The following is a 16,299-nucleotide window of genomic DNA, read 5'->3' on the forward strand; positions in this document are numbered from 1 at the left end:
GCCGTACGTGGCCGGCGGGCGCAGTGTGGTGACCCTGCCGCTGCCGGACACCGGGTCCGGGACCGCCGGGTCCGGGACCGCCGGGTCCGGGACCGCCGGGTCCGGGACCGCCGGGTCCGGGACCGCCGGGTCCGGGACCGCCGGGTCCGGGACCCCCGGGTCCGGGACCCCCGGGTCCGGGACCCCCGGGTCCGGGACCACGGCGATGCAGTCCCGGACCGGGCCAGTGTTCGTGGAGACCGGCAGTGGCGGTGCGGGGACCGGCTCGCGGGTGTCCGGGACCCCGGCCTCGACGATCAGCGGCGGTCCTGGGGCGTCCCGCGTGGGCCGGGCGGTGCGCTCGGGTGGGGCGGGGTCGGCGCGGCCGAGGGCGATCTTCACCATCGTCAGGAAGCCGAGCGCAGGCAGCGCGGCGGCGATCCAGCCGATCGCCGACGCTTCCGCCTCCACCACCTGGGCGGCGAGGGACAGGAACACCGCCACTGTCAGGACGGTCGCCGGGAAGGCGACGCTGGTACCCAGGCGCCGGTGGCGGCGCAGCTCCAGACCGGCGGCGATCGAAGTCAACTCCAGCACGACCGCGTCGGCCCAGGCGAGCCAGCCCGGCTGGCCGTGTGCCGCCGCGACGTCATGCACGTGCCGGAAAGAGGCCGCGCCGGCCGCGCCGCCGATCAACAACATGATCAGCACCTGGATGCGGTTTTCCAGCCGCTCCCGCCCCGACCGCTGATCGGCGGGGACGTCGTGGGATCGCTGTTCAGTTGTCGCCAACGGCCCACCTCCGATGGTGAGGAGGCACGTGCGCAATCTTGACTACCGTCGTCGTACAGGGGCGGACCGACCTGGCAGTCGGCTTCGTTTGATTGATGTGAGTTGATGTCATGTTCGTGCTCCAGTTGAATGATGTTCAAGGCGGGCGATGGGGGTGCAGTCCAGCCCGCTCGGATCAGGGGATTGGGCAGACGCGACCCTGCCGGCTGACGCCCGTCCGGACGGAACCCCTCCTGCCATGCGCAGGGGCAGGCACCAGGGCAGCAGGCGTCGCCACAACCGGCACAGCAGGCTGCGGTCAACAGGCGGACAGGGGGCGGACGGCCAAGCCGAGCCACAAGAGGTCAGGACTCTCGCCACCGGCAACGCTCGACAAGCGCCATGGTGGTGCGGCGGCTCAACTCGCCGACGAACGATCCTTCATGCGGGCCCCCTTCTCTCGACGGTCACAGCACCGTCGGCGCGAACAAGAGCAGGCAACCCGACTCCAGGAGTGCCCGCCCGCCTCTTTCTGGCCGACCGCGCCAGTCGGCAGTGCGGAGACGTGTATCCAGTACGCCCCGGGAACACCGTCAAGTCAACCTCGAATTTCACGCGGATCGGCCACGGAGCCTTGACGTCAGTCCGGTGGAGTGTTGGTCAGTCCCTTCCTGTTGCTCGCAGTCCGCGTGGGTCCGCCCAGTCATGGGCGGAAACCTCCAGATCTGACCACCCTCGCGGGACGGGGATCTCACCGAATGGACGAGCGTGAGTCGGGGACCAGTGCAGCTGTCGCCCATCGCGGTCGTGGGTGGTGGGTCTCAGTCCTCGCTCAGCCTCAGCCGCCGTCGTTGTTCGGATCGCTACGCGGCGGCGCAACGGCCAAGTGATCCACTGCCACCGAGCTAGGCGGTCTCATACGCCGTGCGCCGCCGCTCGTTCTCTCGGTTGACCCACCGGGCCCGCCAGCCCACCGCCGTCCCGTCCGTCGCCACCGGGTCGCCTTTCTGTGATCAGGCATGCGAATATGTGAGTGTTAGTATCGGTCTCATGAAGCTTGCTGAGTGGGCGCGCCGCAACGGGGTGCACCCACAGACCGCGTACCGATGGTTCCGCGAGGGAACCATGCCGGTGCCCGCTCGGCGTCTTCCGTCGGGAACGATCATGGTGGACGTTGTCAGTGACGACACCCAGGGCCAGGTGGTTGTCTACGCCCGGGTGTCGTCGGTCGATCAGCGAGCCGACCTTGACCGGCAGGTCGCCCGGGTGGCCGCCTGGGTCACCGGGCAGAACATGGTCGTCTCCAGCGTGGTGACCGAGGTGGGCTCCGCCTTGAACGGCCGAGGTAAGAAGTTCCTCGGGCTGCTGCGCGACCCGTCCGTGACGACGATCGTGGTCGAGCACCGGGACCGGTTCGCCCGGTTCGGCGCCGAGTACGTTGAGGCGGCGCTGGCCGCCCAGGGCCGCCGGCTGTTGGTCGCCGACCCGGCCGAGGTGGACGACGACCTGGTGCGGGACGTGACGGAGATCCTGACCAGCCTGTGCGCCCGGCTGTACGGCCGCCGGGCCGCGGCGAAGCGGGCCAGCCGCGCCGTGGCCGCGGCCACCGCCAAGGACGAGTCGTGAAGCGGTACGAGCCGCCGGCCGGCTGGACCGTGCAGGCGTACCGGTTCGCCCTGGACCCGAGTGACGCCCAGGTTCTCGGCTTGCGCCGCAACACCGGTGCGGCCCGGTTCGCCTACAACCACATGCTGCGCCGGGTCAGCGCGGTGAAGGCGCAACGGGCTGCCGAGGCCAGCTACGGGGTGGCCGAGGCCGACCTGACGCCGTGGCAGGGCTGGTCCCTGCCGGACCTGCGGCGCACCTGGAACGAGATCAAGCAGTGGGCGGCGCCGTGGTGGGCGGAGTGCTCCAAGGAGGCGTTCAACACCGGGCTGGCGAACCTGTCCGCGGCGCTGGGCAACTGGCACGCCTCGCGTGCCGGTGCTCGCAAGGGCCGCCGGATGGGCTGGCCCCGGACCAAGAGGAAGCACGGTCGCAGGTCGGCCCGGTTCACCACCGGCGCGATCCGGGTCGACCCTGGCTACCGGCACGTGGTGCTGCCCCGGCTGGGACGCATCCGCACCCACGAGTCCACCCGTAAGCTGGCCCGCCGGGTGAAGGCCGGCACGGCGACGATCCTGTCCGCCACGGTCACGGAGACCGCCGGACGGTGGTCCTGCTCGTTCCAGGTCGCCGTCCGGCGCACGGTCGGACGGCCGGCGCACGCGCCGAAGGCCGGCCGGGTGGTCGGGGTGGACGCCGGGATCAAGCACTTGGCCGTGTTGTCCACCGGCGAGATGGTGCCGAACCCGGCGCCGTTCAAGGCCGCGTTGAAGAAACTCGGCAAGGCGCAGCGCCGTGCGGCCCGGCGGATCGGCCCCTACGACCCGGAGGCCAGGCGCAAGCGGACCGCGTCGAACCGGTGGCAGCGGGCACAGGAGGCGGTGGCTCGACTGCACGCCACGGTCGCGGCCGTCCGCGCCGACTCGTGGCACCAGCTCACCACCCGCCTGGCGCAGCAGTTCACCACGGTCGTCGTGGAGGACCTCCACGTGGCCGGGATGGTTCGTAACCGCAAACTGGCTCGGTCCCTGACCGACGCCGCCCCGGCGACGCTGCGCCGGCACCTCGGCTACAAGACCGGCTGGTACGGCGGCACGCTGTACGTCGCCGACCGGTGGTACCCCAGCTCCAAGACATGCTCCGCCTGCAAGACGGTGAAACCCAAGCTGTCGCTGGCCGAGCGCAGGTTCCACTGCACCGCGTGCAGGCTGTCCCTGGACCGGGACGTCAACGCCGCACGTAATCTTGCCGCGCTCGTGCGGCACGTCGACCTGGAGTTGCTGGGCGACGCAAAAACAGGACGTGGAGCCTACGTAAGACCCGTAAGACCTGCATGCGCAGGCGGGGCTGCGGGCCGTGAAGCGTCTAGACCGGCTCATCCGGTCAACGTCGCCCGGCAACGGACGACTGCCAATCAGGAGTCACGTTTGCTCACTGAAAGGTAACGGTTCCGCGTCCACCCGGTACAACCGCGCGCGACGGCGCAGGACACGTCGTAGCCGTCGACCGGTTCGGCTGGTTCCGTGGATACCGTCGAGTACCCGTACCGGTAGACGGGTGGGGCCGAACCGCCGATATCCACGGCTGTCTCCGACCGCCTCGCGGCGATACGGTGCACGCACCGCCTCGGGCCGCGCCCCGCCGACAGGTCGCGACGCCGCCTCACGCGTCCCCATCCGCACCACCGGATCGAACTCACGTCCGACGCCGGCGTAGTCGCCGGGAGAGAGGATCGAAGAGGATGCTCCCGACACCCACCACCTCCTGGCGAACGGCGAGGGTCACCCTCGCAGCCGCCATCGCCCTGGTCAGCTTCGGCGTTTTCAGCACACCTGTCCACGCCGAAGGAAAATCCAAGGTCACCGTGATGACCCGGAACCTTTATCTGGGCGGCGATCTGACGCCATCCATCGGCGCGCCGACGCCAGGGGCGTTCCTGGCCGCGAACTCCGCGCTGTTGGGCCACGTCGACCTGGTCGACTTTCCCGCCCGGGCGAAGCTGCTCGCCCGGGAGATCACCAAGAACAAGCCGGACCTGGTCGGACTGCAGGAGGTCGCCCTGTGGCGCACCGGCACGTTCGCTGACCCCGCACCTGCCACCGACATCCGGTACGACTACCTGGCGCTGCTCATGGGCGAGCTGAGCCGCTCCGGTCACGCGTACGACGTCGCGGTCGTACAGGCTGAGGCCGATCTGGAGGCGCCGGCGGGCGCGCCGCACTTCCTCGACGTCCGGCTCACGATGCGCGACGTGATCCTGGTGCGCCACGGCGGCCGGGTGAAGGTGACCGGCTCCTCGTCCGGGACCTTCGCCAACAACCTCACCTTCACGCTTGCGGCAACGAACGGGACCGTGACCAGCACCCGCGGTTGGACCGCGGTGGACGTGGTGCACGGGCGACGCCCGTTCCGGTTCGTGAACACCCACCTGGAGGCCTTCCACGCCGGCGTTCGGGTGCTGCAGGCGCGCGAGCTGCTGGCCGGCCCCCTCGCCACGGCACCGGGTGACGTCATCCTCGCCGGGGACCTCAACACGGGCCCCGACCTGCCCGTCGCCGAGAACCGGCTCGCCTACGCGGCGCTGGTGGCCGGCGGGATGCGGGACACGTGGCAGATCCTGCATCCGGGTGAACCCGGCTACACCGCGGGTCTGGGCGACGACCTGAACCAACCCGCCGACGCGGTCGAACACCGCATCGACATGGTCCTGTTCCGGGGGGCGGTCGTTCCCGTCTCGAGCCTCATCTTCGGCACCGAGCGGCAGACCCCCGACGGCCGGTGGGCCTCGGACCACCTCGGCTACCTGGCCGTGCTGGCCTTGAAGTAACGCGAACGCTGCTCCGGGCTGGCGCCGACGCGCCAGCCCGGGGTTGCCACAGGCCGCCACGATGACGCCCCGACGCGTACGCCCGGTCGGCGGTCAGTAGGTCCCGCCCCGCCCCACCTGCGCGGACACCCGCTCGTGCAGCGCGGCGAGGGCCGGGCTGACGGCGGCGGTGAGCGGCTCCGGGTTCGCCAGCCGACGTGCCGGGTCCGGTAGCCAGGCGAGGTCCGCGTCGAACCGGCCGCGCGCGGCGCGTACCTCACCGGCCGGGTCGGCGACGGCCAGGCGACGGCCGCCGCGCATGACCGGCACGAGCAGCGGCTCGCGGTCGCCCGGTGGCGGTTCGTCGCGCAGCCCCACCACGTCGCCGCTGGCACCGGTGGGATCGCGGAAGACCTGCTTGGGGCCGGGCAGGGTGGCCTTGCCGGGTGACAGCTTGAGCACCGGCCGGTCGCCGACGGCCACCAGTTTGTAGGCGCTGTCCAGGGACGGCGCGTCGAACGAGACGCCCATGCGGGTGCCGACGCCGTACGCGTCGATGGGTGCGCCCGCGGCGACGAGCGCCGCGATGACATCCTCGTCGAGGCTGCCGCTGGCCAGGATCTGGGCCTGGGTCAGCCCGGCGTCGTCGAGGATCGCGCGGGTCTGCACGGCGAGCGCGGCGAGATCTCCGGAGTCGAGCCGCACGCCCACCGGGCCGGTCAGCCCCAGCTCCGCGATGACCTCGACGGCGGCTCGCACTCCGGCGGGCGTGTCGTAGGTGTCGACGAGGAACACCGGGTTCGTCGGGAAGTCGGTCGCGAACGCGCGGAACGCGGCGCGCTCGTCGGGGAACGCCTCGACGTACGAGTGGGCCATGGTCCCGGACGGCGGCAGTCCGTACCGTCGAGCGGCCTCGACGTCGCTGGTCGCGGCGAAGCCGGCGATCGCGGACGCCCGGGCCACGGCCGCGCCGGCCTCGATGCCGTGGGTGCGGCGGAACGCGTAGTCGACCAGCTGCGCGTCGCCGGCCGCGACGCGGCATCGGGCGGCCTTGCTGGCGATCGTGGTGTGGAAGGTGATGAGGTTCAGCACGCCGGTCTCCACCAGCTGCGCCTCGGCGATCGGCGCGGTGATCTCCAGCAGGGGTTCGTCGGCGAACACCACGCGGCCCTCCGGCACGGCCCAGACATCACCGGTGAACCGCAGCCCCGCGAGCGCTGCCAGCGTCGCTTCGTCGAGCCCGACGGTGTCGCGCAGGTAGCCGAGTTCACCCTCGTCGAACGCGAAGCCTTCCAGGAATGCCAGCGCCTCGGCCAGCCCGGCGGCCACCAGAAAGCCACGCTGCGGCGGTAGGCGGCGGACGAACAGGCTGAACGTCGCACGCTCCACCATGTCCCGGCGCAGGTAGCTGGCCGCCATCCGCAGCTCGTACAGGTCGGTACGCAGCCCGGTCACGATTCCTCCATCGGCACTGGGCACGGTCAACGGGCCGGTGGCATCGTGGTGATGCCAACCCGTCGGGTCCGGGGCGGACGCAGGCTGGGGCGTCCGGCCCCCCGGATTCCGAGCCAGCACGCCGCGAGGCAGCAGTTGGGCGCGGATACCCCTCCCGGTCCCCGGTACACCTGACGGCGGTGAACACACCGGCCACACCGCCTCGCAGGGGTCCGCATGCCGCCGCCCGCCACTCGGCGCGCACCGCGTCGAGACCCTCCGCGTTGACGACTCGCGCTACGCCTTCGCCACGCTCGCCGGCTCCGGCGGCGTGTGCGGCCCGCTGGCCCGCCGCTCGTCGCCGTGCCCCGGCCACCACGCCTTGTGCCCGATCAGCGCGGTCAGCGCCGGAACGAAGAACATCGACATGACGAACGCCGACAGCACGATGCCGATCGCCACCGCGAAGCCCATCTGCTGCAGGAACGAGATCGGCGCGAGCAGCAGCACCGCGAACGTCCCGGCCAGGATCAGCCCGGCCGCCGCGACGGTCGGGCCAGCGTGTTCCACTCCGATGGCGGCAGCCTCGTGCGGCTCGTTGCCCTCCCGCGCCTCCTCGCGTAGTCGGGCGATCATCAGGATGTTGTAGTCCGTCCCGATCGCCACCACGAAGAGGTAGAGGATGATCGGCAGCTGGAAGGTGACACCGGGCTCGCCCTGCAGCCCTTGAAAGAGGTAGACCGTGGCGCCCAGCGTGGCGGCGAAGTTGAGCAGCACCGCGATCACGAGGTAGATCGGCGCGACCAGGCTGCGCAGCAGCAGCGCGAGGATGAGCGCGATCAGGCCGGCCGCGACCGGCAGGATCACCGACAGGTCGCGGTTGTTCGCCGAGTTGATGTCCGCGAAGATCGCGGTGGTCCCGCCGACCAGCGCCCGGGTGCCGGGCGGGGCCGCCGCGTGCACGGCACTGCGCAGGTCCTCGCGGACGAGGGTGATCGCCTCGTTGGAGACCGGGTTCTCGTCGAGCAGCAGGTTGACCCGGGCCACGCTCGGGTCGGTACTGCGCTCCGGGGGCTGTGCCTGGCCGACACCCGGGGCTTTCGCCACGGCCGCCGCGAAGTCGTTGACCTGTTGCTCGGTCAACTGCGACCCGTTGCTGGTGGTCAGGTAGACCTCGGTAGGGGCGAGCGCGCCGGCGGCGAACCCGCGCTGCAGGTCCTGCGCGGCCTTCGCCGACTCGGTGTCCTGCGGGAAGCCGGCGCTGAAGTCGTAGTCGGCCTTGTAGGCCAGCACGCCTGCGGCGAGCGCGACCAGAAGGATGCCGGATGCCGCCGCGACGAGTGCCGGCCGGCGCCCGACGACGGCGCCGAGCCGGTGCGAGATGGTGGCCTTGGGCGCACGCTGCCACGCCTTCGACGGCCAGAAGACGTACCGGCCGAGCAGCGAGACGACCGCCGGGATGAGAGTGAGCGAGGTGACCAGCATGACGCCGACCGCGATCGCGAGCGCCGGGCCGAGCGAGCCGAAGAAGCCCAGGGAGGCGAGGAGCAGCACGAGGAACGCGACGATGACCGCTCCAGCAGCCGACGTGATGACCTCGCCGACCCGTTGGACGGAGACGATCATCGCGGTGCGCTTGTCGTCACCGGCGCGCAGCCGCTCCCGGTAGCGGAAGAGCAGAAACAGGATGTAGTCGGTGCCGATGCCGAACAGCACGATCAGCAGGATCGTCTGCAGATCCTGACTGACACTGAGATCGAATGCCTTGCCCGCGGCGGCGACGAGACCCGTCGTGATGCTCAGGACGACGCCGACGACCACCACGGGCAGCAGCGCGGCGATGGGGCTGCGGAAGATGATCAAGATTAGTCCGATGATCAGGATGATCGTCGCGACGCCGACCACGGCGAAGGCATTGTTGAAGGTGTCCTCGTTGTCGACGAAGCTCGCCACGTCGCCGGCCACGCCCGCGGTCAGCCCACTGTTCGCCAGTTCCGGGCCGATGTCCGCGCGCAGATCGCGTACGGCGTCGAGCAGCGCCGGGTCGTCTGGGGTGGGGGCGTCGAGCCCGACGTTGACCACCTGCACCGACTTGTCCGGCGCCACAGCTGGCGGCCCGGTCAGGTAGCCGGACGTGTGCGGGATGTTCTTGGCCTTGAGCGACTGGGCGAGCTGGCCCACCCTCGCCTCGTCCGCCGGCGTGAGCTTCTGCCCGTCGGCGCGCTTGACCACGATGATCGCCATCGCGGTGGCCTGCTGCGGAAACGCCTTCTGCCCGAGCTCGGTGGCCTGCACGGACTCGTACGAGCGGGGCAGGAAGCTTTCCTGATCGGCGGAGGTGATGTCGCTCAGCGACGGTGTGGTGAGGATGATGGCGGCTGCCGCGAGAACCCACCCGGCAATCACCCACCACGCTCTGCCCACAACGAATCTGCCCAGCCGCTCGAACATGGTTCTCCCCCGCGTGTTCGGCACCACCGACGTCTGGGCCTGGAGCGCCCAGGGCACCCGCCCGTCACTCTGCCGGCAGTCTTCGCTACCCGCTGTGCAGACTACCTTCGCGTGGCACTCCTTTTCGGATGCTTCGGCTCCGGGGGCTGCGGGAGTTTCAGCTGTTCAGGTACGCAAGCACCGCCAGCACCCGCCGGTTGTCGTCGTCCGACGGTGGCATCCCGAGCTTGCTGAAGATGTTGTTGATGTGCTTGCTGACGGCCTTCTCGGTGACGAAGAGCCGTCCCGCGATCGCCGCGTTCGACCGCCCCTCGGCCATCAGACCCAGCACCTCCCGCTCCCGGGCGGTGAGGTCCCGCAGTGGCTGCATGCCGGAGTTACGGGCCAGCAGTTGGGTGACCACCTCCGGGTCCATCACCATCCCGCCGCCGGCCACTCGGCGTAGCGCGTCGATGAACTGGCCGACGTTGGACACCCGGTCCTTGAGCAGGTAGCCGACTCCCCCGCTGCGGTCGGCGAGGAGTTCCCGGGCGTACAGCTGCTCGACGTGTTGGGACAGCACGAGGATCGGTAGCCCGGGCATCTCCATCCGGGCCGCGAGGGCGGCTTGCAGGCCTTCGTCGGTGAAGGTGGGTGGGAGGCGCACGTCGACGACGGCGATGTCGGGGCGGTGCCGGGTGAGCGCCGGCAGCACGGACGGCCCGTCGGCGACGGCCTCGACGACCTGGTGTCCGTTCGCGTGGAGGATGTGCGTCAGCCCGTCCCGGAGGAGGGCAAGGTCCTCCGCGATGACAACTCGCACGGCAGCTCCATGGTCACGACGGTGGGTCCGCCGGGCGGACTGGTCACGGTCATCGTGCCATCGAAGGCTGCCAGACGGCGTCGTACGCCCGCCAGGCCGGTCCCTGCGTCCGGCGTGGCGCCGCCGCGCCCGTCGTCGCCGACCTCCGTGCGCAGCACACCGTCCCGGTGCACCAGAGAGACCCAGGCGCGCCGGGCGCCACTGTGCTTGGCCACGTTGGTGAGCAGCTCGGCCACCGCGAAGTACGCCGCGGACTCGACCGCCGCGGGCGGGCTGCCGGGCAGGTCCAGGTCGACGTCCACGTCCATGGGCGGCGCGACGGTGAGGGCGAGTGCCTGCACCGCCCCGTTGAGGCCGCGTTCGGCGAGTACGGGTGGGTAGATGCCGCGGACGAGGTGGCGGAGTTCGGCGAGGGCGTGGCCGCTGGTCTCCTGCGCCTCGCTGAGCAGTCGCGCCGCCCGTGCCGGGTCGTTGGCCATGAGCTGCTCGGCCAGGCCGATGCTCATCCGCAGTGCGACCAGCCGGGCCTGCGCACCGTCGTGCAGGTCGCGTTCGATGCGGCGCAGCTCGGCGGCCTGCGTGTCGATGGTGTCGGTGCGGGTGGCGGCGAGGTGCCGGACCCGCAGGGCCAGCTCCTGCGCCCGGGTGGGGGCGAGGAAGAAACCGGCGAAGCGGAAGTGCAGCCACAGCAGCCCCGGTGCGACGGCCAGCCCGCCGGTGAGGATCAGCCAGCCCTGCGGCGCGGCCAGCCACGCCTTCGCGAGGTTGTCCATCGGCCAGAACACACCGTAGCCGTACCAGTCGATGCTCAGGTAGAGCACCAGCGGCACGAAGAGGGCGCCCTCCAGCCCGTACGTGGCCAGCGCGAAGGCGAGCAGGCAGGCGCCGCCGGTGACCGCGCCGGGGATCAGCCAGGCGAGGTCCCGCCAGGTCGCCGGGTCCGAGACCACCCACCGGAACCGCTGCCAGGTGCCGAGCCGCGCGCCGGCGGGCACCGGCGCGTACGGCGAGGCGATCGGCACGCCGGCGGATCGGCTCAGGCGCCGTTGCAGCGTCAGCGACAGCCGTACGAGCACGGTCACTGCGGGGAAGAGGGCGAACCCGATGCCGAGGGCGGGGATGAGCGCGAGGGAGACCACCGACAGCGCGAGCAGCAGCACGTTGGTGGTCAGGCTGAGCAGGGCCACAGCCAGGCCCTGCACGGCGGCGAGCGCGCCGGGCCGGATCTGCTGCCAGACGGTCGAGCGTACGGAGCGGTCCACGGCGTCATTCTCCGCCCGATGCGCCACCGGAATCGGTGGTGCTACCACCACCTGCCTTCGGGACCTGCCACCCCTGCCTTCCACCTGCGACGGCCGAAGGATCGAAGGCATGACCAGGCAAAAGGAAACCGCGCGGCACCGACTGGCCGCAATGCCGTCCGGCCGGCGCAGCAAGTACGTGATGCTCGTCTTCTGGCTCGTCCTCGTCGCGGCGGCCGGGCCGCTGGCGATCAAGCTGACCGAGGTGCAGGACAACGACTCCCTCGGCGCGCTGCCCGCCACCGCCGAAGCCAGCCGAGCGGTACAGCGGGCCGAGGAGGCGTTCCCGGACTCACAGAAGCCACTGGCCGTCGCCGTCTACGTCCGCGAGGGCGGGCTCACCGACGCCGACCGCGCGAAGGTCGACGGCGACCGCACGGCGTTCGCCCGGTACGCCGACGGCGGCCAGGTGCCCCCGCCGGTGGCCAGCGAGGACGGGCGGGCGCTGCTGCTCTCCTTCCCGATCGCCGGGGACGCCGACCAGCGGGCCGACGCGGTGGCCGGCGTCAAGGAGCAGCTGAGTACGGACGCACCGGCCAGCCTGCGGACGGCGCTCACCGGTCCGGCCGGCGGCGAGGACGACGTCTTCGACGCGTTCGCCGGCATGGACAGCACGCTGCTGCTGGCGACCGCGGCCGCCGTCGCGTTGCTGCTCCTCGTCACGTACCGCAGCCCGGTCCTGTGGTTGATCCCGCTCATCACGGTCGCGGTGGCCAACCAGCTCGCCAGTGCCGTGGTGTACCTGCTGGCCCGGCACGCCGGGCTGGCCGTGGACTTCCAGAGCCAGAGCATCCTGACCGTGCTGGTCTTCGGTGTCGGCGTGGACTACGCCCTGCTGCTCATCGCCCGCTACCGGGAGGAACTGCGCCGGCACGCCGACCGGCACGCGGCGATGGCCGTCGCGCTGCGACGGTCGATCGGCGCGATCGCCGCCTCGGCGGCGACCGTCGCGATCGGCCTACTGTGCCTGCTCGCCGCGCAACTGCCGTCCACCCGGGGGCTCGGACCGGTCGGCGCGGTCGGGATCGTCGCGGCGTTCCTCGCCATGACCACCATGCTGCCGGCCGTGCTGGTCATCTTCGGGCGGTGGCTGTTCTGGCCGTTCGTGCCGCGATACGCACCGGACGCGGTCGGGCTCGACGTGGCGGCCGAGCACGGGGTGTGGCGCCGGATCGCCGGTTTCGTCGGCCGGCGGCCCCGCGCGGTGTGGCTGGGCACGGCGGCGGCGCTGGTGGTTCTCAGCTTCGGCATTGGCAACCTCAGCATCGGCATGCCGCATGACGAGTCCTTCACCAAGGAGGTCGGCTCGGTCACCGGCCAACGGATGATCGAGGCGCACTACCCGAGGGGAGCCGTCGCACCCGCCGAGATCCTGGCCGCCGCCGGCCCGGCCGACCAGGTGGTGGCCGCCGCCCGTACCGTGCCGGGGGTTGCCGAGGTGGGCGAGCCGGAGCCCTCGCCGGACGGCCGCTGGGTGCGCATCGCGGCGGTCCTGGCCCACACGCCGGACAGCGACGCGGCGCTGGACACCGTCAACCGGCTCCGCGCCGCGGTGCACGCCGTGCCGAGCGCGCAGGCGCTGGTCGGCGGGGACACCGCGTACCTGCTCGACGAGGAGCGGACGGTCGGCCGGGACAACCGGGTCGTGGTGCCACTCGTGCTGGCTGTCGTCTTCGTCATCCTGGTGCTGCTGCTGCGGGCGCTGGTCGCGCCGCTGCTGTTGCTCGCGAGCGTGGTCCTGTCCTACGCCGCGGCGATGGGCGCTGCCGGGCTGATCCTCGACGCGATGGGCTACCCGAAGCTCTTCGTCGGGATCCCGCTGCAGACGTTCCTGTTCCTCGTCGCCCTCGGCGTGGACTACACCATCTTCCTCGCCACCCGGGCTCGGGAGGAGACGGCGCGGCTCGGGCACCGGCAGGGCGTGCTGCATGCGCTGACCGTGACCGGCGGGGTGATCACCAGCGCGGGCGTGGTGCTGGCCGCCACGTTCGGCGCGCTCAGCGTGCTGCCGCTGGTGCCGTCCGTGCAGTCGGCGGTCATCATCGGCGTCGGGGTGCTGCTCGACACGTTCCTCGTCCGAAGCCTGCTCGTCCCGGCGCTGGCGCTGCACATCGGCCCCCGCACCTGGTGGCCGAGCGCCCTGGCACGGCCAACGTTCCGGCCGGTCACGGCGCCGCCGATCGAGCGGGCACCGGCGGCCTCATAGGAGATCCCGCGGGAGACGGGGGCCCTGACCAGCGGCGGCGCGCCGGTCAGGGCCCCCGTGGGCGACCTCGTCAGCCGACGCTGACCAGACCAATGTCGAGGGCCGTCTCGGCGCCCTGCGCGAGCTGCACCGCGTCGGACTGCGCCGACTGCTGGTCCGGCACGTCGAAGGTGACGAAGACGTCGGAGTCGGTGGCGTCGTCACTGGTGTCCGGCGTGGTGAACCGGTACGTGGTGGAGAAGAGTTCGGCGTGCAGCTCGTGCTGCCCGTCGCGCAGCGCCACCCGGTAGGTGCCGTCCGCGTTGACGGTGACGTTTTGCGCGGGGCCGTCGGACGGCAGCACCGACAGGGCCAGTTCACCGGCGGACAGCCCGGTCTCCTCCGGGTCGCGCTGGCCGTCCGCGTCCGCGTCGAGCCAGACCCGGCCGGTCAGGTACGCGGCGGTGCCGTAGACGAAGCCGCCCTGGTACGTGTTGCCGCGCGGGTTCTCGCCGGGTGTGCTGGTGGAGAGGGTGACGGTCACCGGCAACAACCCGCCGGGCTGGCCGCCCTCCGGCACCCGGCCGCTGAACGAGAGCACCGGGGTCTGCGCGCCCGGGGCGAGCGGGCCGTTGACGCACTCCCACTCCTGGTCAGTGACGACGGTGGTGCACTGCCAGGACGGGTCGGACTGGTTGCCGACGCCCCCGAAGAGGCCGGCGGCGGCGATGACCCGGACCCGAACGTCCTCGGCGGTCTGGGTGCCGTTGTTGGCAAAGTGCATCGGGTGCTTGACCCAGTCCCCGGCCAGCACCTCGTACCCGGGGATCTGCACCACGCTGGAGACGTAGAGGTCGGGGTAGACGACGCCGGCATCGTAGGTGACGGTCTGCCGGGTGGTGTTGTTGCGGGTGCTGGACTCCCGGCTGGTCGACGAGACGGTGGCGGTGATGTCGCCCCTCTCGCCGTCGGCGCCGGGCCGGAACCGCACCCCGAAGGTCATCGGGGCGGCCTTCTGCCCAGCGGGCAGCGCGGCGTGGGCGCAGACCAGGGCGGCGCTCAGCGCGCACTGCCAGCCGTCCGCCGCCGGGCCCTCGCCGTCGACGTACGCGTTGGCGGGCAGGTCGACGGTCACGGTGACCCCGTCGGCGGTCGCGACCCCCGCGTTCGCGACCGTCATGTCCGTCATCACGGTCTCACCCTGCACGGGGATCCGCGCCCGGTCGACGGTGAGCCCGACCGTGAGGTCGGCACGGTCCACGGCGGCCGACGCGGGGCTCGCGACGGCCACCGACCCGAGGGTGGTGGCGAGGACGGCCAGCGCGAGTGCCGCGCCGGACCGTCGGTGGAGGATGCTCATACAACTCCTGTCCGTAGGGACGGTGGTCTGTTGTGGCCACCCCGCGGCAAACCGGGTAGACCCAAGATCACCGATGCTTCCGGACGTTTGGCGACGGTCGCCGGCGCGGCGTTACATCGGGTGGGGGAGGAATCCGTCCCCGCTTCGGCGACCAGCCCCGGGGCAATGACTAGCCGCCCGGCGACCGGGTACGCGCGACCGTGGTGGCGACCGGGCCGGTGCCGACACCTCTGGGAGGAGACACATGGCGAAGTTTCTGTTGAGGTCGACCTACACCATCGACGGGGTCAAGGGGTTGGCCGACGAGGGCGGCACGAAGCGCGCCGAGGTCGTCCGCGAGTCGATTGAGGCGGCCGGCGGGCAGATGGAGTCGCTGTACTTCGGGTTCGGTGATCACGACACCTACGTGTTGTGCGACCTCCCGGACAACAGCGCGGCGGCCGGACTGGCTATCGCGATCCGGGCGGCGGGCGGCGTGGACACGAAGATCACGCCGGTGCTGACCCCGAGCGAAGTCGACGAGGCGACCCAGCGGAAGGCCGAGTACCAGCCTCCGGGGAAGTGAGTGTCCGCCGATCCAGCGCACGCGCCGGTTGAAGCGCGGCTCGGTCGCAATCCGGGCGGAACGGCGGGGTGCTCTCCCGTGGCGAGCCGCTACGAACGCGGGCGCGTCGTACCCCGTCGCTAGCGTGGCGTCAGCCCTGCCCGGTGACGCGTGGAGGAGCCCGCGATGATCGACCCCCTGTCCATCCAGGTCCGCGACGTGCCGACCAGCGCCGCCTTCTACGACGCCGTGCTCGCCCCGCTCGGCGGCCGCCGCCTGCTGGAGTTCCCGAACGCCGCCGGCTACGGCCGGGACCGTCCCGACTTCTGGCTGGGCCCGACCGAAACCCCCGGCGAGGCCCGCGAACTGCACCTGGCCTTCACCGCCGACGACCGAGCCGCCGTCCAGGCGTTCCACGACGCCGCCGTCAAGGCCGGCGCGGAGGTGCTGCACGCACCCCGGGTCTGGCCGGAGTACCACCCGACCTACTTCGCCGCGTTCGTCCGCGACCCGGACGGCAACAACGTCGAAGCCGTCTGCCACGCCCCCGCTTGATTGGACCTACCGACATGGAACAACGAATCAGCCTGGTCACCCTCGGCGTCACCGACCTGGCGCGCGCACGAGCGTTCTACGAACAACTCGGCTGGCGCGGCCAGGAGGTCGAGGAGACGGTCTTCTTCCAGGCCGGCGGCCTGGCGGTGGTGCTGTGGGGCCGGGACAAGCTGGCCGCCGACGCAGGCATCGACGATCGGGGCACCGACGGCTTCGGTGGCATGACCCTGGCGCAGAACGTCCGCTCGCGGATCGAGGTCGACGAGGTGATCGCCGCGGCGGTGGCCGCTGGCGCCGGGGTGACCAAACCGGCCCGGGAGACCTTCTACGGCGGCTACGCCGGCTACTTCACCGACCCCGACGGTCACGTGTGGGAGATCGCCTGGAACCCCGGCTTCCCCCTCGCCGAGGACGGCACCATCACGGTCCCCGACTTCAGCGCCACCGGCTGAGCCACACACACGAAGGCGCCACCGGCTGAGCCACGCATGAAGGCGCCACCGGCT

The 16,299-nt window shown here is 71.6% G+C and carries 13 protein-coding genes; 7 read left to right on the forward strand and 6 right to left on the reverse strand.

All coding sequences use genetic code 11. From position 1 onward, the window contains the following. The coding region (locus ACWD5O_RS00005) for a DUF2637 domain-containing protein (protein ID WP_450084169.1) at nt 1-771 on the reverse strand (771 nt) is incomplete at its 3' end. Between the two features lie 1,029 nt (nt 772-1,800). Here ACWD5O_RS00005 and ACWD5O_RS00010 point away from each other — a divergent pair. The 3 genes from ACWD5O_RS00010 to ACWD5O_RS00020 all read left to right on the forward strand — a co-directional run bounded on the left by ACWD5O_RS00010 (nt 1,801) and on the right by ACWD5O_RS00020 (nt 5,182). Continuing rightward, nucleotides 1,801-2,376, forward strand: coding sequence for an IS607 family transposase (locus ACWD5O_RS00010; RefSeq protein WP_450084170.1), 576 nt, complete (start codon nt 1,801-1,803; stop codon nt 2,374-2,376). Then, nucleotides 2,373-3,800, forward strand: coding sequence for an IS607 family element RNA-guided endonuclease TnpB (gene tnpB, locus ACWD5O_RS00015; RefSeq protein WP_450084171.1), 1,428 nt, complete (start codon nt 2,373-2,375; stop codon nt 3,798-3,800). The genes ACWD5O_RS00010 and tnpB overlap by 4 nt, the downstream gene beginning before the upstream one ends. Before the next feature lie 296 nt (nt 3,801-4,096). Then, complete coding sequence (locus ACWD5O_RS00020; RefSeq protein WP_450084172.1) at nt 4,097-5,182, forward strand: endonuclease/exonuclease/phosphatase family protein; 1,086 nt, start codon at nt 4,097-4,099, stop codon at nt 5,180-5,182. A gap of 93 nt (nt 5,183-5,275) precedes the next feature. Here the strand turns inward: ACWD5O_RS00020 and ACWD5O_RS00025 are convergent, their stop codons facing one another. The 4 genes from ACWD5O_RS00025 to ACWD5O_RS00040 form a co-directional block, all read right to left on the reverse strand. Then, on the reverse strand, nt 5,276-6,616 hold the full coding sequence (locus tag ACWD5O_RS00025; RefSeq protein WP_450084173.1) for a nicotinate phosphoribosyltransferase: 1,341 nt from the start codon (nt 6,614-6,616) through the stop codon (nt 5,276-5,278). 276 nt (nt 6,617-6,892) lie between these two features. Continuing rightward, nucleotides 6,893-9,001, reverse strand: coding sequence for an MMPL family transporter (locus ACWD5O_RS00030; protein WP_450084174.1), 2,109 nt, complete (start codon nt 8,999-9,001; stop codon nt 6,893-6,895). 202 nt (nt 9,002-9,203) lie between these two features. Further along, nucleotides 9,204-9,848, reverse strand: a complete 645-nt coding sequence (locus tag ACWD5O_RS00035; RefSeq protein ID WP_450084175.1) for a LuxR C-terminal-related transcriptional regulator — start codon at nt 9,846-9,848, stop codon at nt 9,204-9,206. After that, entirely contained in the window at nt 9,800-11,110 is a 1,311-nt protein-coding gene (locus tag ACWD5O_RS00040; RefSeq protein ID WP_450084176.1) for a histidine kinase, read from the reverse strand. Before ACWD5O_RS00040 ends, ACWD5O_RS00035 begins: the two co-directional genes overlap by 49 nt. A 109-nt stretch (nt 11,111-11,219) precedes the next feature. Between ACWD5O_RS00040 and ACWD5O_RS00045 the strand changes: the two genes are divergently transcribed. Then, a complete protein-coding gene (locus ACWD5O_RS00045; protein WP_450084177.1) occupies nt 11,220-13,355 on the forward strand; it encodes an MMPL family transporter in 2,136 nt (711 codons plus the stop codon). 70 nt (nt 13,356-13,425) lie between these two features. On the opposite strand, the gene ACWD5O_RS00050 is transcribed toward ACWD5O_RS00045, so the two are convergent. Beyond that, complete coding sequence (locus ACWD5O_RS00050) at nt 13,426-14,694, reverse strand: SdrD B-like domain-containing protein (protein WP_450084178.1); 1,269 nt, start codon at nt 14,692-14,694, stop codon at nt 13,426-13,428. Nucleotides 14,695-14,938: 244 nt separating this feature from the next. Between ACWD5O_RS00050 and ACWD5O_RS00055 the strand changes: the two genes are divergently transcribed. The 3 genes from ACWD5O_RS00055 (at nt 14,939) to ACWD5O_RS00065 (ending at nt 16,245) form a co-directional block, all read left to right on the forward strand. Next, a complete protein-coding gene (locus ACWD5O_RS00055) occupies nt 14,939-15,259 on the forward strand; it encodes a GYD domain-containing protein (RefSeq protein WP_450084179.1) in 321 nt (106 codons plus the stop codon). Between the two features lie 165 nt (nt 15,260-15,424). Then, entirely contained in the window at nt 15,425-15,793 is a 369-nt protein-coding gene (locus ACWD5O_RS00060) for a VOC family protein (RefSeq protein ID WP_450084180.1), read from the forward strand. A 14-nt stretch (nt 15,794-15,807) separates the two neighbouring features. After that, nucleotides 15,808-16,245 carry a VOC family protein gene (locus tag ACWD5O_RS00065; RefSeq protein WP_450084181.1) on the forward strand — a complete coding sequence of 146 codons (438 nt, stop codon included), beginning with the start codon at nt 15,808-15,810 and terminating at the stop codon, nt 16,243-16,245. Nucleotides 16,246-16,299: the final 54 nt, after the last annotated feature.

Source organism: Micromonospora sp. NPDC005161, from assembly GCF_053599855.1.

Coding starts and splice junctions, on each gene's coding strand:
- ACWD5O_RS00050 (WP_450084178.1), bottom strand. CDS start 14,694: ATGAGCATCCTCCACCGACGGTCCGGCGCGGCACTCGCGCTGGCCGTC.
- ACWD5O_RS00065 (WP_450084181.1), top strand. CDS start 15,808: ATGGAACAACGAATCAGCCTGGTCACCCTCGGCGTCACCGACCTGGCG.
- ACWD5O_RS00020 (WP_450084172.1), top strand. CDS start 4,097: ATGCTCCCGACACCCACCACCTCCTGGCGAACGGCGAGGGTCACCCTC.
- ACWD5O_RS00060 (WP_450084180.1), top strand. CDS start 15,425: ATGATCGACCCCCTGTCCATCCAGGTCCGCGACGTGCCGACCAGCGCC.
- ACWD5O_RS00010 (WP_450084170.1), top strand. CDS start 1,801: ATGAAGCTTGCTGAGTGGGCGCGCCGCAACGGGGTGCACCCACAGACC.
- ACWD5O_RS00045 (WP_450084177.1), top strand. CDS start 11,220: ATGACCAGGCAAAAGGAAACCGCGCGGCACCGACTGGCCGCAATGCCG.
- ACWD5O_RS00055 (WP_450084179.1), top strand. CDS start 14,939: ATGGCGAAGTTTCTGTTGAGGTCGACCTACACCATCGACGGGGTCAAG.